The organism is Photobacterium arenosum (assembly GCF_014841115.1).
Taxonomy (GTDB): Bacteria; Pseudomonadota; Gammaproteobacteria; order Enterobacterales; family Vibrionaceae; genus Photobacterium; species Photobacterium arenosum.
In genome coordinates, this window is sequence record NZ_JACYTP010000002.1 from 388,786 (window position 1) to 408,266 (window position 19,481).

The window sequence follows — 19,481 nt, forward strand, 5'->3', positions numbered from 1 at the left end:
GTGATTGACTGATTTTTTATCAGTGAAAAGGGCTGATTATCTGGTTTTCTGTGCTACCGTAATGTCGCTGGCCTGCTGCGTTCTGGCGGCCAGTTTATTGGCCAGTGAATACAGCTCCGGCATCATGCGCTGAATAAGAAACAATTGCTGCAGGATCAGGCGCACTGACTGATCATCCCCTTCCCGCCAGGTTGTCAGTGCTTGCTCTAGGCTGCTGTCTGATTCCGGCGGCGGCGCACATTGTTTGTCGGCCAGTTGCTGGGCCAGCGTATCGAGCTGAATATGGATCTGACTGTGAGCCTGCGCAATTAACTTGTGCGTTTTGTGCTCATCGATCTGCGTGCGGTGGGCACCTAAGGTCGAGATGTAGTTCAGCATCGCATGATTTAAGGTAAGAAAACGAAAGCACTCTTCAATAGCCAGCCGGTAACGGCCCGGCTCCGCCAGCATATTGCTGATGGCGGTACTGAGCTGAGCGTCGGTATTGTGGGCTTCGCGGCGGGCAACACGGTAGCTCAGGTTGTCCTTTTTGCCGATCCTGTATTGCCCGATGATCTGTGCCAGATAATCGCGGTTGGTGGTGACCGCGGCCGCCATGATTTTATGTAAACGGCGCGACTGCCAGTCCGGCAGAATAAAGACCACAGCCAGTACGGCCAGCAGACAGCCCAGTAAGGTATCACCCAAACGGGGCAGCACCACTGCAAAACCGGCCCCTAGCTGATTAAAACAAAACAGCACCAGCAGCGTGATAAACCCTGTCGCCAGGGTGTATTTGTGGTTACGGAGCACGAAAAAGGCCACCCCCGCCAGTACCATTAAGACCAGCTGGCCTTCCTGACCGGGAAACAGGTACAGCAGCGGCAGACCGACGAGCAGGCCACCAAGCGTGCCGATGATCCTCTGCGTCAGTTTCTGACGTGTCGCGCTGAAATTGGGCTGACAGACAAACAGTGTGGTGAGCAGAATCCAGTATCCGTGCTGTAAGTCCAGCACATGAATCACGCCGTAGCCTATCGTCAAAGCCGTGGCGATACGTACCGCATGGCGAAACAGCTGGCTGTCCGCATGCAGCTGGCTTTTCACCCGTTGCCATAAACCGGAGACAGTATGGGCTTCTGAATCGGCCAGTTCAGTATCTTCCTGCGCTTCAGCCACGTCAGGATTATTCAGGTTGGCGAGCTGACGTTCAATAGTCGCAAGGTTGTTGAACAGATAGTCCAGTTGTGTCAGGAAAGCGCGCCATTCGGGATTATTCTGTGATTTAAGAAAGCTGAGGGATTCTTTCAGCTCGTCCAGCGCCAGACTGTTATTCAGGCTGTGCCGGTAATAATTGCCCATTGCCAGGCTGCTGCTGATATTGCGGCATGCCGTTGCCTGCTGCTGCATCAGATCCTGAAAACGAAACAATATGTCACTGCGGCGAAATGTCGCTGCCAGATCCTGATAGCGCTGGTGAGAGGAGCTGATACGTTCGTGAATATCCTGCGCATGGAAATACAGGCTGAGAAAGCGATGGCCTCGCTGGTTGTGTTGTACCCGTTTAACCCGGTTCAGCAGCGTCTGTTTGGCCTGATTGAGTGCCGACACCACTCTGGCATTGCTGGCTGCAGCCTGAATACGCAGTTGCTGCGGATCAAGGCTGTCGACCGGGCGGAACCAGCGGCTTTTATCATCCAGATAATCGGCCAGGGCAGTAAAGACACTGGCCAGGCTGTGTTGTACTGCCTGATTCGGCCAAAGCATCTGCCACAATAGCGATAGCAAGCCATAGCCAATGGCACCGCTCAGCAACAAGGCGGGCTGAAACCATAAATTCTGGCTGCTCTCGGCACCCAGCATGGTGTAGATAGCCAGCAGCAGAGAAGCAAAGGCGATGCTGGCATACCGGGTGCCCATTGCGCCCAGCATTATGAAGCCAAAGCTGGATGAGAACAGCCCGATGGCAAAAAGCGCCGGATAATCGAACAGTAGCTCAACCGATAGCGAGGCTATCAGGAAACACAGCAAGGTCATTGCCAGGGCTTTCAGCCTGCCGGTCAGGTTGTCATCGGTTTCCGCCAGTGCGGCTGCGATGATCCCCAGCACCAGTGGTGTGACAGCCGTGGTTGCATTCAGATACCAGCAGGGTACGACAGCGCCTATCAAAGCTAATGCGACGCGGGCACTGAGGTGAAGGCGGTCTTTTGCCCAGTAACGTCGGAAAGTGGTCTGCAGAGAAAATTTTGTCATCGGGTATCCGGTCGGAGCTGATCATAAACAGGGTTGTTCATTGAAGCAGCGGGCATTTTTGTCTCAAATTTTACGTAAATAAAGCGCTTACCGCTATGGTCTGTGCGCAGTTCTTGATAATCTTCTCGCTGAGTGAATCAAGGTGTCAGGTAACACAATGCGATTAACGGCCAATTGGCTCGCACAATGGTTAGTGCAGGGCGATTATTGCAGTATTGAGCTGGATGAAGAACAGGTTGTTCTGGAAAGCCTGCAAAACAGTGAAGTCCTGTCATTTGATGACTGGGACGGTTCAGTGACGCTGCACCGCGGGGTGTTGTGGGGCGCGATGGAACTGACCTCGGCAGATCAGACGGCCAGCTGGACTGTGCATGGCTTGCCCTGGGCGGAGTGTAAAGCTTTCGCCAGCCATCTGGTGGACACTTACCGCCAATGGGCGAAAGGGCGGGTGGAAAAGCTCGATGCCCATCTGCCGCAGATGCTGTCACGCATCGACGCCTTTATTACCCAGCCTGGCTATAAACGCCGCTCGGCTCACCTGAATCTGCAATCTTCCCTGCATAACGCGCTGTCAGAGGCCGGTTTGACGGATGAGCTGGCCGCTTCTTTCCGTCCCATGGCTTTTGAGCAGATATCCCCCTGGCTCGACGATAATGCGCAATGGGTGACAGACACCAATGCCGTCTGGATGCAGGAAGAAACCGAGAAGTGGTCGTCCTGGTTCGACCGGATTGAATCGTCACCGCTTAATGACTCTCAGCGGCAGGCCGTGCTGCTGAATCAGGACCACAACCTGATACTGGCCGGGGCCGGATCAGGCAAAACCAGTGTGCTGGTAGCCCGGGCCGGTTATCTGCTGGCGAGCCAGCAAGCCCAGCCGGACGATATTCTGATGTTAGCCTTTGGCCGCAAAGCGGCGGATGAAATGAGCGAGCGCCTGAAAGACAAAGTCGGCAGGGAGATCCGGGTTGCTACTTTCCACAGCCTGGGCTGCCAGATTATTCAGGCAGTTGAAGGTGAATTACCGGGTGTGTCGCCGTTAGTGCAGGATGAGCATGCCCGCAATGAGTGGCTGTCTGCCCTGCTCAAAGATCAGTGGCAGAACGACACAGCGGCAAAGCGCTGGCAGAAGCACCTGACACAGTGGCGTATACCGGGTTTTCGTGGCGACAATTCCATTGAAGAGCAGGCACGCAGTGAACCTTTGCTGAACTGGGTGTGGCGTCATATTGAACTGATGGGCCAGCAGGGCGGTAACAAAGCCGTATTGTCAGCCTTGGTCGACAGTGCCATGGGCACGGGTGATAAAGCTCAGATGAAAAGCGAGCTGGCCTTGCTGTGGCCGTGTTACAAAGTGTACAGCCAGTACCTGAAAGCTAATCGCCAGATTGATTTTAACACCATGATTCAGACGGCCACTGAGTATGTCAGACAAGGCAAATTCATTCCGCAGTGGCGTTTTGTCATGGTGGATGAGTATCAGGATATTTCGCCTCACCGGCTGGCACTGATCGATGCCATCTGCCAGACACCGGTGACAGATAACTTAGCGCCAAGTTTGTATGCCGTTGGGGATGACTGGCAGGCGATATACCGCTTTGCCGGTGCCGATGTCAATCTGACCACTGGGTTTGAGCAGCGTTTTGGCGCCAGTCATGTCATGGAACTCGACACCACCTATCGTTTCAACAACATGATTGGTGAAGTGGCTAATATGTTTATTCAGCAAAATCCGCAGCAACTGAAAAAGTCGCTGACCAGTGTGAAAAAGCAGAAGCGAAAAGCGGTGACATTACTGGCGCAGGATCTGCTGGAACAGGAGCTGGTGCAGCTTGCTTCTAAAGTGAAAAAAGAAGCCAGCGTGTTACTGCTGGGACGCAATCATGATCAGCGACCTGAAAAGCTGGCCGACTGGCAGAGCCGGTGGCCTCAGCTTAACCTGCAGTTCATGACCTGCCATGCCAGTAAAGGACGCGAAGCTGATTTCGTGTTTGTGCTCAATGTGAACCGCGGTGTGTTTCCGGCTCAGGATCGGGACAGGGGGCTGCTGGCTTGTCTGCAGTCAGGCGGTAATGAAGGCATTGCCGATGCAGAAGAACGCCGTTTGTTTTATGTCGCGATGACAAGGGCGAAAGAGCATGTCTGGATCTGCGCCAACCCGGAAACCCTCTCACCATTTGTGAATGAACTGATTGAAGACAGGTATCAGGTCAACAATAAGATAAAAAAAATGAAAAGCTGATACGGCTCTTCACTCGTATTTTAATCCAGTACCACCACCAGTTTACCGCTGTGCTGCTGCCTGTGCAGCAGCACCAGCCCTTCCTTCAATTGCTCAAAAGAGAACAGCTTATCTATCATGGGATCCAGTTTTCCTTCGGCAATCAGGTTGCTCATACTGTTCCCCATATCAGACAGATGATGGATATCCTCGGGTGCACCGTGAGCATAGGTGCCATGCAGCGCCACTTCATGCATGCTGAGTGCTTTTGTCGTCGCCAGTAAGGGGACCTGATTGAATTGATCAGCCACCATCACTATCTGGCCGTTGAAGCGGATCAGCGCACTCATGATGCTGCCTGAACGGGCAGAAACGCAGTCAATGACAGCATGCAGCAGCTTATCTTCGGTGAATTCAATGATTTTCATGGCGACATTGTCATTATCCGAATCAATGACGGCATCGACGCCATAGCTGAGTAATCTGGCGTGATGCCTTTCAGCGGCAATGGCATACACAGTGGCCCCGGCCAGTTTGGCTAACTGGGCTGCAAAACCGCCTACACCCCCGCCAGCGCCTGTAATCGCAACTCGCTGCCCCGGCTTCAGCCTGAGTTTATCGTACACAGCCAGCCAGGCACTGTAACCGGCAGAAGGTAAAGCCGCCGCCTGTTCAACACTGACTCTTTCAGGCAGCCGGCTGACGGCGCCCGTTTTGCAGCAGACATACTCAGCAAAGCCTCCGCAATGACGCGGGTCGAGAAAGGTAAATACTCTGTCCCCCGGCTTAAACTGCCGCACTTTCCCCCCGACAGATTCAACGGTACCTGCTATGTCCATACCTACAATTTGCGGGTAATGCCAGGTGGCGTATCCCCAGTCGGCCAGCTTGTAATCAATCGGGTTAAGGCCCATCGCAGCCACTTTGATACAGATTTCTTCCGCTCCGGGTTTGGGGCGGGTGGTACGTGTCAGCTGCAGGCTGTCCAGTCCATTGGGTTCAGTCAGAGTCCATGCTTTCATAAGCCACCATGAGGGTAACAGGTTGTTTTTGGTATTGATTTAAAGCATATACCTAAACGCATGGCTTTGCTGGTGGGAAAAGCGGGAAAGAATGTGGAAATCTGAGTCGCAGTCCGGCAGGAGGTCCCCGTCTGTGCGGGGACGATAGGTTGAAGCGGGGTGTGACAGTTGCCTGAGTGTTGTTTTTACGACAGTTCGAGAGCTGATACCGGGCTTCTTAAGACAGGCGCTCGGCCAGGTAAGCTTCATAGTCCGGAATTTCTATCGACACCGCTTCTTCCATCATAGTGGACGCTATCATGAAATTGGCACTGGCACGGTTGGTGGCAACCGGGATATTCCAGACCGCGGCTATCCGGAGCAGGGCTTTTACGTCCGGGTCATGGGGCACGGCATTCAGCGGATCCCAGAAGAAAATCATCATGTCGATTTTGCCTTCGCAAATCAACGCACCCAACTGCTGATCGCCCCCCATAGGGCCGCTCAGTAAACAATTGATCGGCAGGCCGGTTTGTTTGGAAAGCAGATGCCCGGTAGTACCTGTGGCATACAGGGTATGATTTTCCAGTTTACTTTTATGCTCATTGACCCAGCGCTGTAAGTGGCTTTTACAGTTATCGTGAGCCACCAGGGCAATGTGTTTCTGGGCTTGCATCTGTCGGGTAGTGGCGTGCATGTGTTACTCCGTTAAGTCGGCATAATCTCCGTATAACCAGATACTAAGCTTGCTGTTATTCGCTTGTCCAGTGAATATCCCATGTAAGAATAATACGCAGAGAAAGTTACTCGTTATGGTGAGTGATCAGTTGTTCAAATCGCTCGTGACCGTGCAGTGTTTCAAAATCATTCTCTTCTTTCGCCAGTTCACGTAAGAAAGCACTGCCCTGAATGGCCCGTTCAAGATCAGACACGGCCTGATCTTCTGCCCCCAGGCAAGCGTACGCACAGGCTCGCTGGTATAGAGCATTGGCATTGGTATTATCCACTTCCAGCACCCGGTTACAGATACTCAGTGCCCAGTGGAACTCACGGATTTCCATCGCCGCATCCGCTTTGTGAGTCAGCGCTTCCAGATCGCCCGGTCGCAGTTTGAGGATCTCATCGTACACTTCCATTTGCTGCTCGGCGGTTTGCGAGCTTTGTGCTCTGAGCCAGAGATTATGCACTTCATTGATAATCTCAATCTCTTTGTTGTTCTGCGCGATGATCCGGGTTTTACGTTTTAAATCCCGCTCCAGCATCTGGAATTTCTTCTCGTACTGATCCGTGATTTCTTTTAACTGCTGTTCGGCCATTTTCTTGGTATTGACCTTGATTTCTTTCAGCGATTGCCAGCCCACCAGCGCGATGAGCGAGGCAGCACCGGCGATCAGATAGAAAAAATAGGTGACTGTCACATTGGCATAATTGAGCGACTTGTCGGCCACGGCCAGTTCGCGATCGGTAAAAGAGAGGGTTAAGCGACGTTCCAGATCTTGCTGATCCTGGCGAAGCGATTTCATTTCATCAAGAATATACCTTTCCATTAGAGGCTTATCTAACACTGGCTGCTCCGAGTAGGGGGGCGCTTCTTCTGTGCCCTGCGCCACGGCGGGTATGGCGAAGAGCAGGCAGAAGACAGCGGCATACAGCAGTTTCAGCATAATGTTTTCCTTGTTAATGGGAATGTACGTGAAAGTTGTAACAAGCATAACCGATTGAGTTCACTATCTCTATGTAACGGGCCAAAACCTTGTGGTCGGTACACTTGCAGGTGTCTTCAGAGAGCTGGCTCAATTGAAAGCAGGAATGATGCGCAGAGAGGGAAGGCAAAGTGGTATACTCACAGCATTCTCAGTAATAACAGGTCGAGCACCGTGAGTCAGGATCAGGAAATAGAAGTTGAAGCACTTGGGATAGAAGTTTCTGTTCAACCCATCGAGTTATATAAAGTGCTGAAAATTGCCAATGCCGTCGGAGGTGGTGGCGAGGCCAAAATGGCGATCTCTGAAGGCTATGTCGCCGTGAATGGTGAAATTGAACTGCGTAAACGCTGTAAGATTTATGACGGCGACGTCATAGAGTTTAACAGTGAGTTTTATGTTGTGCTCTGTGATCAGCCAGTGACAGAAGCGGTCAGTGAGCCTGTTGCCAAACCTACAGTCGCGAAACCGAAAAAAGAACAGCAGGCGAGCCATAGCCCGGCTAAGTCGGGTAAAAAGCCGTCAGCTAAAAATCAGTCGGCGAGCAAAGCTGCTAAGAAGAAGGCCAATACAGGTAAGTCTGCAACGATTGGCAAAGATGCCGATCAACAGACCGGCCGCAAACGCCTGATGTTCTGAATAATGCCGACTGCAGTGACTGTTATCTCTTTGTGGTCAAAACCGATAGTTGCTGTCAGTTCCGCGCCGGTTCGGCGCTTTCAAGCCACGTCAAAATAAACGCCGCCACACTGGCAGCCTGGTTTAAATCCAGCACAGGAATCGGGTGAGTGTCGCCCGGTTCGCTGGTGGCTATCGCCACTATGCTGGTATCTTTGCGATACAGCAAAGGTTTGCCGTAATCCGGCCTGTGAATCTCAATTTTGGTGATTGGCTGGTCGCGAAACCCTTCTACCAGCACTATGTCCAGACGGCTGTGATCCAACTGCTTCAGGCAATCTTCCAGCGCCGGTTCACGATCTTCATCGTCCGGGTATTCAAAAAACAGAATGTGCCGATGCGGCGTTGCCAGCAAGAGCTGATCGCTGCCGGCATGGCGCAGACGATAGCTGTCTTTTCCCGGTGTATCCGGCTCAACATCATGATGACTGTGTTTCAGCAGGCCAACACGTAACCCGTGTTGCTTTAAATACGGGATAACCTGCTCAATTAATGTGGTTTTTCCTGAGCCGCTGAAACCAGCGAAACCGATAACGGGTGCCATAGTCAGTCTTTGGTCTGTTAATGGAAGATTGGCACTAAAATAACATGATAGTCAGTGCCGACACAGTACCTTGGCCGGGACCCTGGCGTTTTGCTGTGTCAGATCAAACCGGAGAGCGAGATGGCAGATTTATTAGTATGGCAGGGTGACATAACAACCTTGAATGTGGATGCGATAGTCAACGCCGCGAACAACAGCTTATTGGGCGGCGGCGGAGTGGATGGTGCCATTCACAAAGCGGCGGGCCCGCAGTTGCTGGAAGAGTGCCGGCGCTTGCAGGGCTGCCCGACAGGGGAAGCAAAAATCACTCCCGGATACCGACTGCCGGCCCGCTGGGTGATTCACACTGTGGGGCCGGTGTGGCAGGACGGTGCGCGTAATGAGGCCGAATTGCTCGCGGGTTGTTACCGGCACTGTCTGGCGCTGGCGGATGAAGTAGGCGCCAGAACGATTGCTTTTCCCTGCATCAGCACCGGGGTATTTGGTTTCCCGGCACAGCAGGCGGCCGGTATTGCCGTGCAGACAGTCCGCCAGTCTCTGGAAGGACAAAGCTCGCCGGACAAAGTGTACTTTGTCTGCTTCAGTCAGGAAGATGCCGACATTTATCACAGTCTGCTGCGGTCTGATTAAGTGTATCAATCCTGCGTCAAGCAGATGAAATAGCGGGTAAAGTATTATCCCGGGTCTACAGTTAATGAGAAGGTAACCAGTGACACAGAGCAGATGTGTTCTCAGGGTATGAGAGTTGTCTGCAGCTATGCTGTGCGCACTGAGAGATGTCCGGCTCAGCTTACCGGCAGTCTGGATTTGCCGGTAAGGAAGGAACCAGAATGGCTGAGCCGTGGACGACATAAGCATCAGGGAGAGTGCAATGTGGGCAACATTAGATTTTGAAGCGTCAGGTTTATCGGATCAATCCTACCCCATAGAAGTGGGTTATGTACTTCCTGACGGCAGTGGGCAAAGTATCCTGATCAATCCGCTGACCGCCGGCGATGTCTGGCAGTTTTGGGACAGCTACGCCGAGCAACGTATTCACCGGATCCCCCGCTCTGAACTGGAACAGCATGGTATGCAGGTGCTGGAAGTCTGCCAGCATTTGAACAGCGTGCTGGGGCAACTGGATTATGTGTTTTGTGACAGCCAGTGGGACTTGTTCTGGCTGGGGCGGCTTTATCATGCTGCCCATATGCGGCCATCCTTTACACTGACAGAAATCGGCCATTGGCTGCAGCAGGAGAACGGCATAGAAAGAGCCCGGTTTCAGCGTGCGCTGGAAGAGCTCGGCCCGGCAAGGCACAGAGCCATGCATGACGCCAGGCAGATTTATCAGGCCATCAGCAGTCTGGTGAATATTCCAGGCTGACGACAGGCGCTGGAGCAACTGAACAACACAGCGTACAATCAATACAGGCTATTGAATTTCAGTCTGTTGGGAGTGCGTTGTGCCAACACCTACCTTAAGAGTTGCGGTATTTAATATCGCCTTGTCCGATCCTGTTCCCGGCCGGATACGGCAGAAGCTGTCGGAGCCGGGCCACGCCAGAATTGCCCGGCTGGCAGCCATGATTCAGCATGTGCAGCCTGATGTCCTGCTACTGTGCGAATTTGATCACCCCGGCGAGGGAGGCGATGACGGCGGCCTGACTGACTTTTGCCGCTATTATCTGGCCGAGCCGCAACATGGCCAGGTCGCGATTGATTATCCTTACCGTTATTGTCCCCCCACGAATACCGGCTTGCTGTGCGAGGCAGATCTGGACGGGGACGGCGAACGAACCCTGCCGCAGGATGGCCAGGGCTATGGGTTTCATCATGGTCATTTCAGCTTCGTGGTGCTGTCGCGTTATCCGCTGATTGAAGAGGATATCCGCAGCTGGCAGACCCTGTTGTGGCAGCAGATGCCGGATAACCATATGCCTGAAGGCTATTACAGCCCGGAAGCGATGGCACAGCTCAGGGTCTCTTCGAAAAATCATCTTTTACTGCCGGTACAGGTCGGTCATCAGCGATTTCAGCTGCTTTGCGCCCACCCGACGCCGCCTGTGTTTGACGGACCTGAACGGCGTAATGCCCGCCGTAACCATGATGAGCTGCGCCTTTTGACGGATATCATCAATGACGAAGCGTATCTGATGGATGATCAGGGCAATTCGGGCGGTCTGGCTAAAAACGCGCCTTTTGTGTTGCTGGGGGATCTCAATGCCGATTTGCATGACGGCGAAGGCATGGTACTGGCACTGCGGCACCTGCTGTATCACCCTCGTGTTCACCGGGCTGTCAGTGAAGGCAAACTGACCCCGAAAAGCCTTGGCGGGCGTTTTTTCCGGCCCTGGAAATTGCGCCGGGGCAGAAGTTCGGAATGGACACACCTGAGCGGACTGCGACTGGATTACGTGCTGCCCTCTGCTGATTTTGATGTCCTCAACAGCGGCGTGTTCTGGCCGGATAAAAAAGATCCACTGCGCAGACTGGTTACTGGCGAAGACGGCAAAGAGCGGGCCGATATCAGCTCTGATCACCGGCTAGTATGGGTCGATATACGTTTGCCAGCGGTGAAGGACTAGTCAAAGTTATGCACAATTTCGACTTATTCGGTGAAGCGAGCGGGCCGGGCGAGTGGCTCGCTATTGATGACGGTTTGCTGTTCTGGGCGCCGGCTTTCTTTACCGTTTCCGACTCAGACCGTTATTTCAGTGAGCTGCGTCAGACGCTCGACTGGCAGCAGGAAGCCATCACACTGTATGGCCGTCGGGTTATGCAACCGCGTTTGCAGGCATGGTGCGGTGAGGCATCCTATACCTACTCAGGGCTGACCATGCAGCCGGACCCGTGGACGTCAGCCTTACAGCAGATCAAGGCCGCCTGCGAGCAAGTGGCTAATACGCGTTTTAATTCGGTGCTGGCCAACCTGTACCGTAACGGGCAGGACAGTATGGGCTGGCATCAGGATAACGAGCCCGAACTCGGCCCGGAGCCGGTGATTGCATCGGTGACATTGGGCGATACCCGGCGTTTTTTGCTGAAACATCGCCGCACGGGGCAGAAAATTGATTTTCAGCTCAGCCACGGCTCTCTGCTCATCATGGCAGGGCAGACCCAGTCGCACTGGGTGCACAGCGTGCCAAAGACATCTCAGCCTCTTAATGAACGTATTAATCTGACTTATCGGTGGATTAATACGTAACTGCTTAGCACCGCAGAATTAAAAATGCTGATATTCCACTGGCTTAAATGACAACAGGCTGACGTGTACAGCGACGCCTTTGCTATGATTGTGTTGTTAAATGGTTGCGGGGTTGCTATGAACATTCGTCGTTTTGTTGTTTATCTTCTGATTACTCTTCTTTCACTGCCTGGCTGGGCGGCGATGCAAATTTCGCCCAGACCTGCGGAACCGACTGTACAGCAACAGGTATTGCCATCCTATGCGGATGATGCCGCGTTGATTCGGCAAACCTTTGAAACCCAGCTGTTTACATTACCGGCATTTAAAATGGGCCATTATGGCCTGAGGATGTATCGCCAGACGATGGATCCCAAATACCGGGCGGCCGTGTGGTCAGATTTGGCACGTGTGGCCAGCCGGCTCAATGCCGTGACGACAGAGATTTACACACCGGCACAGATAAAAGCCTATTCGGCTGCCCGTGAAGCCAGATATCAGCGCAAAGATGATGCCCGCAGCGATTTACGTTATCTGGCCACCCGTGATTACCCTGAGTATTACTTTTTGGGCGTCGATTTGCTTGGCTCTATGGCGCGCGCCAATGAGTACGGACTTAAACACAGGGAAGATCACAAATTGCGCGACATCATCCGCCGCTATGACTTTGCCCGTTATGCCACTGACCCTGAAATGATTCGCGCCTGGGCAGCACAGCTTGCCAATCAGGTTTACTGGCTGCGTCAGCTCGGCGAGCAGGATGTGGTTGAGCCTTTTATTGCCGCTTTCCGGGCAACTTATCCTGACAGCCAGGATAAGCAGCTCAGCGAGCAGCAGTACATGAATAAGATATACGGCATGACCCATATTATCTTTGCGGCATCCTCGTATTATCAGTATCAGCTCAAGGAAAGCGATTTTCAGTGGATTTATGATCACTTTCGCCGCCATATCGACGACATTCTGCTGCATACCAAGGAAGATGTGGTGGCCGAAGTCGGTATCAGCTTCCTGCTGGCCGGCTTATCGGATGACCCTGTGGTAGAAAAAACGCGCCAGTTCATCCAGACATCGATCGACCGGCAAGCGGGTATGGTGCCGTCGGTAAAAGGTGAAAGCGAGCTGTATGACGGTGAGCATCGCAACACGCTGGCTATCATGTTACTGGACTGGCGTGGCGTACATGCCGCCCCGACAGTCATCAACCAACCGGCCATGTTTGAGAGCTTGCCTTATGGTTTGGTGCCACGGCATTAGGCCAATGAAACCTGATTGATTATGTGTATTGGTTTATATAGGGTGAGTGAATATGATTCCCTGAATGAGAACTGCACTACGATGAAAGACGGATTAACATGGGCCAGGCAACTTCAGGCTATTGCACAAGCCGGTAAAGCTTATAGTCACGATCCATACGATCTTGAACGTTTTGATCAGATTACCGACATTTCGTATCAAATGTTTGCGCAGCTCAGTGGTCAGCCACTCAGTAAAGTGCAGCATCTGTTTATACCCGAAGAGGGTTATCCCACACCGAAAGTTGATCTGCGAGCCGGAGTGATTCGCGATAATAAAATTCTGCTGGTCAAAGAACGTGAGGATGGCGGCTGGACATTGCCCGGAGGGTGGGCCGATGTCTGTGAAACCCCTTCTGAGGGTATTGTCCGCGAAGTGTTGGAAGAGTCCGGTTTGGTCGTCAGTCAGCCCAAACTGATTGCGATAAAAGACCGAGCGGTTCACCCCTACCAGCCCGACTATCCTTACCACATTTATAAACTTTTCTTTCTCTGCCACTTTGTGTCCGGCGAGCCAAAAGAGAATATCGAAATTTCAGCGATTGATTTTTTTGCTCGAGACACTATTCCGCCTTTGTCACAAAGCCGGGTACTTACCGAAGATATCGTCATGATGTTCGAGCATTTTGAAAACCCGAACTTGCCCGTACAAGTTGATTAATGAGCTCGGGCGGGAAAGGCAACGTAACGAATAAGATGTATAAAAGGACAAGCATTTGAAATATATCTGGCTATCTGTTTTTACGGCGGTTCTTCTCTGGTCTGGCATTGAGCCGAAAGATACTTTTACCTGGTTTCTTGAAGTGTTGCCTGCGCTGATTGGCCTTGTGCTGATTGCGCTTACTTACAATACTTTCAGGCTCACCCCGCTACTGTATGGACTGATTTTACTGCATTGTATTGTGTTAATGGTGGGGGGCCATTACACCTATGCAGAAGTCCCTTTATTCGACAATCTGTTCGGGGCGCAAAGAAATAACTACGATAAAGTCGGCCATTTTTTTCAGGGATTTGTTCCGGCTATTCTGGCTCGGGAAATACTCATCAGAAAGCAAATAGTCAATGGCCAGTTTTGGGTAAGTGCTGTTGCTGTGTCTATGTGTTTAGCCTTCAGCGCTTTTTATGAACTGATTGAATGGTGGGTAGCACTGGCGACAGGTGAAAACGCAGAGGCTTTTTTGGGTACACAGGGTTATGTCTGGGATACCCAGTCTGATATGGCATTCGCATTAGTCGGAGCGCTGTGCGCGACGCTCATGCTGTCTCGCTGGCATAACAGCCAGCTGGTTTCTCTGCATCAAACGATTGAACCACAACAAAGGAATGAATCATGGTGACTTGTTTTTTACGCTACATTATTGACCCTTATAAAGTCAGCGAATTTGAAGAATATGCCCGTAACAACGGCTATCCCTGTAAAGTGATCTAGCTGTCTCGGGCGTAGCTAAAAATACACTAATAACAAATATGTCATTATTGTTGTGTGTTTGTTTTGCCTTCGCAATGTCGTGAAAATAAATTTAAATTATTTTTATGATCAATCATCAAGTTTTCAGTCTGTTATTTGTTCGTGTCAGCCCAATGCTATAAACCTTACGAGTGGGAAATAGATGGATAAAGGGAATTACCCCTATTTAAGGAAGCAGGTATGGAGCAGTTTACATTTGAAAAGTTGGAAAAATTAGTTGGCGATAAAATGTCGATGACTCTTGATAAAGGGGCATCCTGCGAAGTGGAAATTACCGGGGTAAAACGAACTGGCACTCACAGTAACACATGGGAGTCTTTTGCATTGTACCTCGATTGCAGTGGTCTGAATGGCGCAGTTGAACAAGGCACTTATCTTATCGGTCACGAAAGCTTAGGTGAAGCTCCTTTGTTTGTTTCACCTAATTCTGCCAAAGAGCTGGAAGTGATTTTTTCCCGCAAGGTTACTCACTCATAACCATCAGAGGTCAGCATGGAACCTTATATCGGTAATATTCAAATGTTCGGTGCAAACTTTGCACCGAGAGGTTATGCCTTTTGTGACGGGCAGGTGCTGCCGGTCAGCCAGAACGGGGCTTTGTTTGCATTAGTTGGAAATCAGTTTGGCGGTAATGGTCAGACGGATTTCAAGTTGCCAGATTTTCGCGGCAGAATGCCGGTTCAGCCAGGTGTTGCTTTCCCTTCTCAACGGCCCATCACGCAGGCGAAAACGGGTGGCTTGGAGCAAGTCGCGTTGACGGAAGCCGAAATGCCAGCACACACCCATGGCATCGCAGTTTCATCCCAATCTGGCGACTCATTCCGTCCTTATTTGCTCAGGCAGCAAAAAGCGACAGTCCTTGCTGCCGCCGCCGGAGATACACCGGTTTACGCTGTGCCGCAGAATCTTGAAGCGATGAATCCTGAAGCGGTGGGCGCAGCAGGTCATGGGGCCGGGCATGAAAATATGCAGCCTTCAGCTGTTATCAATTTTTGTATAGCCCTGACCGGTATCTTCCCGGAAAGAGATTAGGAGATCAGGAATGTCTGAACGTTATTTATCTGAAATTACCCTTTTCGCAGGGAGTTATGCACCGCAACGTTGGGCTTACTGTGCGGGCTCTTTATTACCGGTTTCATCCAATGAAGCTTTGTATTCACTGCTTGGGACCCTGTATGGCGGTGACGGCAGAACAACATTTAGTTTACCGGATCTGAGAGGCCGTGTACCGGTGGGGCGAGGGGGCGGTAATGGACTGACACCCCGCAATCTCGGTCAAAGAATGGGGCAGGAATACGTTACCCTGACGCTGAATCAATTGCCTGAACACCGGCATTCACTGATGGCTGCCGATACCCCGGCGACGTCTTCTGAGCCTGCATCAAATCTGGTGGTGGGTAAGGCCAGTCAGTTCGTTGCTTCCCCTGTTGCAACTGATTGGGTTGCGTTACAGCAAGATGCAGTGAATACCACCGGAGGTGGAGAGCGTCATTTGAATGTCGCGCCCTCGCTGGCATTGAACTTTATTATTTGCACCGCAGGTATTTACCCGCAAAGAAGCTGAGGAAAATCAGATGAGTGAAGCTTTTTACGGCGAAATTATGATGATGCCTTATACGTTTGCACCACGATTTTGGGCATTTTGTAACGGACAAACACTCAACATTCAGCAAAACCAAGTGCTGTTTGCTGTGATTGAATATAGCTTTGGTCGCTCCAGCCCGAGTACATTTCAATTACCTGACCTGCGTGCCCGCGCACCTATGGGGACGGGCAATGGGCCAGGACTGACGCCCAGAGTCCTGGCAGAAAGGTCTGGCGAAGATATGATTACACTGGACGTCACGGAAATTCCGTTACACAACCATGCGATGCAAGCGGTGAATAACAGTGCGGATGCTGAAAGTGGTCAGAACGCAGGGGTGGGGATTCTGAATGCAAGCGGTGTTGCCGAGGCTCGGTATTACACAGGCGACCCGGATAATCTGTTAAGTGCTCAGGCAATGGCAGTTTCTGGCGGATCGCAATCCCATGAGAATATGCAGCCTTATCTGGGCGTGAACTTTTGTATTTGTATGGACGGTATTTTTCCGTCAAGGTCGTAATGTATCAGGCACTGTTGGGTTGTCGGTGCCTGAACAGCAATTTCAGTGATTCAGGTTGTTCATGAAGCTGATGTTCTATGTCATTGCGCTGACCTTTACTGCGTTGGCGCAGGCCCAGGTTTGGCCGGAATCTTTAACCCTTCGGGTGCAGGAGGAAAACGTCCAATTCCGCTTCCTTCCACAAGCGACCGGTGCTCCGGTATACATTCATCCATGGTTGGGAACCAAAGCCCTGCAAGTCGGGACGCGGGTGTTAGTAAAGCATGAAAAAGCGCTGAAGTTGGCCAACTTACGTCACCATCTGATTGTCAGTTCGGCGGTTGTGTTCGAGTTGGAGGCGTATTATTGGTCTGTGATGGAGACACAAAGTCCACTGGCATCGCTTGCGCTGGTGCAGCAATTACAAAGCTTACCAGGGATTGTGATGGCTGAACCGGATCTGCTGCAAATTCGTCTGGGGACGCAGGGCGGTGAAACAGGGCGGTTACCCATGCCCCCTCCGAAACCTGTCCGTCAGCAGCTGAGCATTGAACAATGGCCCGCAACACCGGGTGCAGAGGTGACTCTCGCTGTGATCGACAGTGCATTCGGCCTGGCTGATCCGGCTTTGCAGCCTTTTTTACCAAAACTGCATTACGATATTGATCAACGTCGCCCTTTGCCGCTGGAACCCAGTGAAATTGCAGTGAATGGCTATGATTCGTTCCATGGTGATGCAACACTGGCGACCCTTTGGTCAAGGCACCCGGACACTCAAGGACTGGCCTTTGCGGCTGATGCAGTGCTGCTGCGCCGGGATACTAACTGGACGTCAGATATTCTGGTTGCTTTGCAATTGGCCTATCTCAGCCAGGCTGACTTGATATTGGCCGCGTGGACTTTACCTCTGACCCAGCAGGCCTTGTCTGATGCACTGACGTTTGTGGCTGAAAATGGCCGACAAGGGAAAGGAACGCTTCTGATTGCTGCGGCAGGAAATTTCAGAGAGAACCTGAATCAGAGCTTCTCACTGGCAGCTCAGCCACAGGTTCTGACAGTCAATGCCGAAAGTCAGGGCACCGTCTGGCCTGTGATCGGCGAACCGATCGCGACTCAGGTTCCCGTGCCTTATCTGACTTTTTCACAGGAGACAGGCCGGTACAGTCTGACATTTTCGAACACATCGGCGGCGGCCACTGCCGTAGCCGGCGTTCTGGCCGCGGTACTGAGTGAGCAGCCTGCACTGACCGCCGCGGACTTACACCGGCTTGTGCGTCAATACAGCCAGCCTGTGTTTGATGCGCAAGGCCTGATGCAGCACTTTCAGCGTTCTGCACAGCATTGATCCGGTTTCGATAACAAGGATGTGAACAAGATGGACAAACAGGATTTGAAATTACCGGGCGGGTTGCATGTTCGCCCATCCAATTCGTCGGCGACGGATCGGATCTTTCTCGAAAAGCTCCATCGAGAGCGCCGGGATGACTTGCGACTGATCGAGGGCGAGCAAGATTTCATCGAATCCTTAATCGACATGCAGTTTCAGGCGATGAATCAGGGCTACGGGGAACAGTTCCCCAACGCGCTGTACTTTATCATTGAATATCATCAGTCGCCGGTTGGCCGCGCTGTGCTGGACTTCTCGCAGGATCAGGTTCATCTGATCGATATCGTGTTTACCCGACAGGCCAGAGGGCACGGGCTGGGAGAAGCGGTGATCCGTTCCTTTATGTATTCCGCGAACCAGTTGAAAGCGCCGATGACATTGTCGGTTCAGCAAATCAATCAGCATGCCCGGCAACTTTACCTCCGGCTGGGATTTAGTGTCACCCGGATTGAACCGCCTTATGAGCGGATGATCTGGTATCCGCCCAGTGTCCAGCCGCTGTATGCCGGTATGCCGACGTGATCCTGTGTTTCTCTGCGGAAGTAATCCATGAATGCGAGTGACGATAATACCTTGAATTATGTGATGAGCAGCTGTGCGCGGTTTCCACTGCTGCTGAATGCAATGCGCTGTAGCCTGCTGGTGAGTGCGCATAATCTTGACTGCCTGTTTGTCATCCGAGGGTGCGGAGAGTCGCTTGTCGTTGAACATGTCCGCCAGCCCAGATTACTGGGGATTGCACTGAGTGACGATCAGCAATGCTTATCGCTGGCGTCATATCAGCAAATCTGGGATTACCGGCGGGTTGACCCCGCCGCTCTTGTGGGTGAGTCAACGCACATTGTTGCCGGGAAAGATGCTGTCTATTCGCCTTGCGGCTCGACCGTTACCGGGCATCTGAATACGCATGATATGGCCTGGGGCACGGATGGTCTGTACATGGTGAATACCCGTTTTAATTGCATTGCCAAACCGACCGACGGAAAAAGTTTTGAGGTGGTCTGGATGCCACCTTTTATTTCTGAATTGGTGCCTGAAGATCGGTGCCATTTGAATGGACTGGCAATGAAAGATGGACGTCCGGCATATGTGTCGTATTTCTCGCAAGTAAACAGCCCTTACAGCTGGCGCCAAGCGAGCAGTTTTAGCGGAGAAATTATGTCTGTTACGACGCATCAGCCTGTGGTGACCGGCTTGTGTCTGCCGCATTCTCCCCGTATTCATGACGGTTATCTGTACTTTTGTGAATCCGGTACCGGACGGTTGTGGCGCTGCCTGGAAGATCGGCTTCCGGCCTCTCGGACGGATCTGGAGCTGGTGGCGGAACTGAATGGGTTCACGCGGGGATTATCGCTGATGGGGGATGTGGCCTTCGTCGGTTTGTCTGTGGTGCGTCGCCCGAAAGATGGCTCAGCGCGGCATGCAGACATGCCCTTACATCAGTTGCGGGAACCCTTGTCTTCGGGTGTGGTGGTGCTGGATCTGCGAAGTGGTGAAGTGATCGCAAACCTCACGTTTTCCGGCGATTTAAATCAGATTTATGATGTCGAAGTGCTGAAAGGCAGCACGACGCCATGGATTGTGGATGCTGAATCAGCGGAATTGTCGGATCTATTTATACTCTGAATGAAAGCAATAGCAGTTTATTGCATAGTAAAATATTCTTATATGTCATATTTTTGAGAGCATCTGCTTGCACATT

The 19,481-nt window shown here is 51.9% G+C and carries 21 protein-coding genes; 16 read left to right on the plus strand and 5 right to left on the minus strand.

All coding sequences use genetic code 11. The features are described from left to right. Window positions 1–36: 36 nt before the first annotated feature. A complete protein-coding gene (gene yccS, locus IFO68_RS05020; RefSeq protein ID WP_192014863.1) occupies window positions 37–2,232 on the minus strand; it encodes a YccS family putative transporter in 2,196 nt (731 codons plus the stop codon). Window positions 2,233–2,389: 157 nt separating this feature from the next. Between yccS and helD the strand changes: the two genes are divergently transcribed. Further along, entirely contained in the window at window positions 2,390–4,474 is a 2,085-nt protein-coding gene (helD, locus tag IFO68_RS05025; RefSeq protein WP_192014864.1) for a DNA helicase IV, read from the plus strand. A 20-nt stretch (window positions 4,475–4,494) separates the two neighbouring features. Here helD and IFO68_RS05030 read toward each other — a convergent pair whose 3' ends face one another. From IFO68_RS05030 to IFO68_RS05040, 3 genes are all read right to left on the minus strand, one after another. After that, a complete protein-coding gene (locus IFO68_RS05030; RefSeq protein ID WP_192014865.1) occupies window positions 4,495–5,475 on the minus strand; it encodes an alcohol dehydrogenase catalytic domain-containing protein in 981 nt (326 codons plus the stop codon). A gap of 217 nt (window positions 5,476–5,692) precedes the next feature. Beyond that, complete coding sequence (locus IFO68_RS05035; RefSeq protein ID WP_192014866.1) at window positions 5,693–6,151, minus strand: methylglyoxal synthase; 459 nt, start codon at window positions 6,149–6,151, stop codon at window positions 5,693–5,695. 106 nt (window positions 6,152–6,257) lie between these two features. Next, window positions 6,258–7,118 carry a TPR end-of-group domain-containing protein gene (locus tag IFO68_RS05040; RefSeq protein WP_192014867.1) on the minus strand — a complete coding sequence of 287 codons (861 nt, stop codon included), beginning with the start codon at window positions 7,116–7,118 and terminating at the stop codon, window positions 6,258–6,260. A 213-nt stretch (window positions 7,119–7,331) separates the two neighbouring features. On the opposite strand from IFO68_RS05040, the gene IFO68_RS05045 reads away from it, so the two are divergent. Next, a complete protein-coding gene (locus IFO68_RS05045) occupies window positions 7,332–7,796 on the plus strand; it encodes an RNA-binding S4 domain-containing protein (RefSeq protein ID WP_192014868.1) in 465 nt (154 codons plus the stop codon). Between the two features lie 55 nt (window positions 7,797–7,851). Here IFO68_RS05045 and mobB read toward each other — a convergent pair whose 3' ends face one another. Further along, entirely contained in the window at window positions 7,852–8,379 is a 528-nt protein-coding gene (gene mobB / locus IFO68_RS05050) for a molybdopterin-guanine dinucleotide biosynthesis protein B (protein WP_192014869.1), read from the minus strand. A 120-nt stretch (window positions 8,380–8,499) separates the two neighbouring features. On the opposite strand from mobB, the gene IFO68_RS05055 reads away from it, so the two are divergent. From IFO68_RS05055 to IFO68_RS05120, 14 genes are all read left to right on the plus strand, one after another. Then, window positions 8,500–9,009: an O-acetyl-ADP-ribose deacetylase gene (locus tag IFO68_RS05055; RefSeq protein ID WP_192014870.1), complete on the plus strand. Its 510-nt coding sequence runs from the start codon at window positions 8,500–8,502 to the stop codon at window positions 9,007–9,009. A gap of 241 nt (window positions 9,010–9,250) precedes the next feature. Further along, on the plus strand, window positions 9,251–9,745 hold the full coding sequence (locus IFO68_RS05060; RefSeq protein ID WP_192014871.1) for a 3'-5' exonuclease family protein: 495 nt from the start codon (window positions 9,251–9,253) through the stop codon (window positions 9,743–9,745). A 79-nt stretch (window positions 9,746–9,824) separates the two neighbouring features. Further along, window positions 9,825–10,946: an endonuclease/exonuclease/phosphatase family protein gene (locus tag IFO68_RS05065; RefSeq protein ID WP_237794310.1), complete on the plus strand. Its 1,122-nt coding sequence runs from the start codon at window positions 9,825–9,827 to the stop codon at window positions 10,944–10,946. An 8-nt stretch (window positions 10,947–10,954) separates the two neighbouring features. Continuing rightward, window positions 10,955–11,566, plus strand: a complete 612-nt coding sequence (locus IFO68_RS05070) for an alpha-ketoglutarate-dependent dioxygenase AlkB family protein (RefSeq protein WP_192014872.1) — start codon at window positions 10,955–10,957, stop codon at window positions 11,564–11,566. A 183-nt stretch (window positions 11,567–11,749) separates the two neighbouring features. Further along, window positions 11,750–12,802, plus strand: a complete 1,053-nt coding sequence (locus tag IFO68_RS05075; protein WP_225445082.1) for a DUF3541 domain-containing protein — start codon at window positions 11,750–11,752, stop codon at window positions 12,800–12,802. Window positions 12,803–12,883: 81 nt separating this feature from the next. Next, entirely contained in the window at window positions 12,884–13,501 is a 618-nt protein-coding gene (locus tag IFO68_RS05080; protein WP_192014874.1) for an NUDIX hydrolase, read from the plus strand. Window positions 13,502–13,556: 55 nt separating this feature from the next. Continuing rightward, the gene (locus tag IFO68_RS05085) at window positions 13,557–14,177 is read left to right on the plus strand and encodes a DUF2238 domain-containing protein (protein ID WP_192014875.1); all 621 of its coding nucleotides are present in this window, start codon (window positions 13,557–13,559) and stop codon (window positions 14,175–14,177) included. A gap of 311 nt (window positions 14,178–14,488) precedes the next feature. After that, window positions 14,489–14,785 carry a DUF6916 family protein gene (locus IFO68_RS05090; protein ID WP_192014876.1) on the plus strand — a complete coding sequence of 99 codons (297 nt, stop codon included), beginning with the start codon at window positions 14,489–14,491 and terminating at the stop codon, window positions 14,783–14,785. Between the two features lie 15 nt (window positions 14,786–14,800). Then, window positions 14,801–15,340: a phage tail protein gene (locus IFO68_RS05095; protein ID WP_192014877.1), complete on the plus strand. Its 540-nt coding sequence runs from the start codon at window positions 14,801–14,803 to the stop codon at window positions 15,338–15,340. Between the two features lie 10 nt (window positions 15,341–15,350). Continuing rightward, entirely contained in the window at window positions 15,351–15,872 is a 522-nt protein-coding gene (locus tag IFO68_RS05100; protein WP_192014878.1) for a phage tail protein, read from the plus strand. 10 nt (window positions 15,873–15,882) lie between these two features. Further along, the gene (locus IFO68_RS05105) at window positions 15,883–16,413 is read left to right on the plus strand and encodes a phage tail protein (protein ID WP_192014879.1); all 531 of its coding nucleotides are present in this window, start codon (window positions 15,883–15,885) and stop codon (window positions 16,411–16,413) included. Window positions 16,414–16,474: 61 nt separating this feature from the next. Then, window positions 16,475–17,737, plus strand: coding sequence for a S8 family serine peptidase (locus tag IFO68_RS05110; RefSeq protein WP_192014880.1), 1,263 nt, complete (start codon window positions 16,475–16,477; stop codon window positions 17,735–17,737). Window positions 17,738–17,767: 30 nt separating this feature from the next. Continuing rightward, entirely contained in the window at window positions 17,768–18,301 is a 534-nt protein-coding gene (locus tag IFO68_RS05115) for a GNAT family N-acetyltransferase (protein WP_192014881.1), read from the plus strand. 27 nt (window positions 18,302–18,328) lie between these two features. Next, the gene (locus tag IFO68_RS05120; RefSeq protein WP_192014882.1) at window positions 18,329–19,405 is read left to right on the plus strand and encodes a TIGR03032 family protein; all 1,077 of its coding nucleotides are present in this window, start codon (window positions 18,329–18,331) and stop codon (window positions 19,403–19,405) included. Window positions 19,406–19,481 lie beyond the last annotated feature (76 nt).

Coding starts and splice junctions, on each gene's coding strand:
- yccS (WP_192014863.1), bottom strand. CDS start 2,232: ATGACAAAATTTTCTCTGCAGACCACTTTCCGACGTTACTGGGCAAAA.
- helD (WP_192014864.1), top strand. CDS start 2,390: ATGCGATTAACGGCCAATTGGCTCGCACAATGGTTAGTGCAGGGCGAT.
- IFO68_RS05030 (WP_192014865.1), bottom strand. CDS start 5,475: ATGAAAGCATGGACTCTGACTGAACCCAATGGACTGGACAGCCTGCAG.
- IFO68_RS05035 (WP_192014866.1), bottom strand. CDS start 6,151: ATGCACGCCACTACCCGACAGATGCAAGCCCAGAAACACATTGCCCTG.
- IFO68_RS05040 (WP_192014867.1), bottom strand. CDS start 7,118: ATGCTGAAACTGCTGTATGCCGCTGTCTTCTGCCTGCTCTTCGCCATA.
- mobB (WP_192014869.1), bottom strand. CDS start 8,379: ATGGCACCCGTTATCGGTTTCGCTGGTTTCAGCGGCTCAGGAAAAACC.
- IFO68_RS05055 (WP_192014870.1), top strand. CDS start 8,500: ATGGCAGATTTATTAGTATGGCAGGGTGACATAACAACCTTGAATGTG.
- IFO68_RS05060 (WP_192014871.1), top strand. CDS start 9,251: ATGTGGGCAACATTAGATTTTGAAGCGTCAGGTTTATCGGATCAATCC.
- IFO68_RS05070 (WP_192014872.1), top strand. CDS start 10,955: ATGCACAATTTCGACTTATTCGGTGAAGCGAGCGGGCCGGGCGAGTGG.
- IFO68_RS05075 (WP_225445082.1), top strand. CDS start 11,750: ATGCAAATTTCGCCCAGACCTGCGGAACCGACTGTACAGCAACAGGTA.
- IFO68_RS05080 (WP_192014874.1), top strand. CDS start 12,884: ATGAAAGACGGATTAACATGGGCCAGGCAACTTCAGGCTATTGCACAA.
- IFO68_RS05090 (WP_192014876.1), top strand. CDS start 14,489: ATGGAGCAGTTTACATTTGAAAAGTTGGAAAAATTAGTTGGCGATAAA.
- IFO68_RS05095 (WP_192014877.1), top strand. CDS start 14,801: ATGGAACCTTATATCGGTAATATTCAAATGTTCGGTGCAAACTTTGCA.
- IFO68_RS05100 (WP_192014878.1), top strand. CDS start 15,351: ATGTCTGAACGTTATTTATCTGAAATTACCCTTTTCGCAGGGAGTTAT.
- IFO68_RS05105 (WP_192014879.1), top strand. CDS start 15,883: ATGAGTGAAGCTTTTTACGGCGAAATTATGATGATGCCTTATACGTTT.
- IFO68_RS05110 (WP_192014880.1), top strand. CDS start 16,475: ATGAAGCTGATGTTCTATGTCATTGCGCTGACCTTTACTGCGTTGGCG.
- IFO68_RS05115 (WP_192014881.1), top strand. CDS start 17,768: ATGGACAAACAGGATTTGAAATTACCGGGCGGGTTGCATGTTCGCCCA.
- IFO68_RS05120 (WP_192014882.1), top strand. CDS start 18,329: ATGAATGCGAGTGACGATAATACCTTGAATTATGTGATGAGCAGCTGT.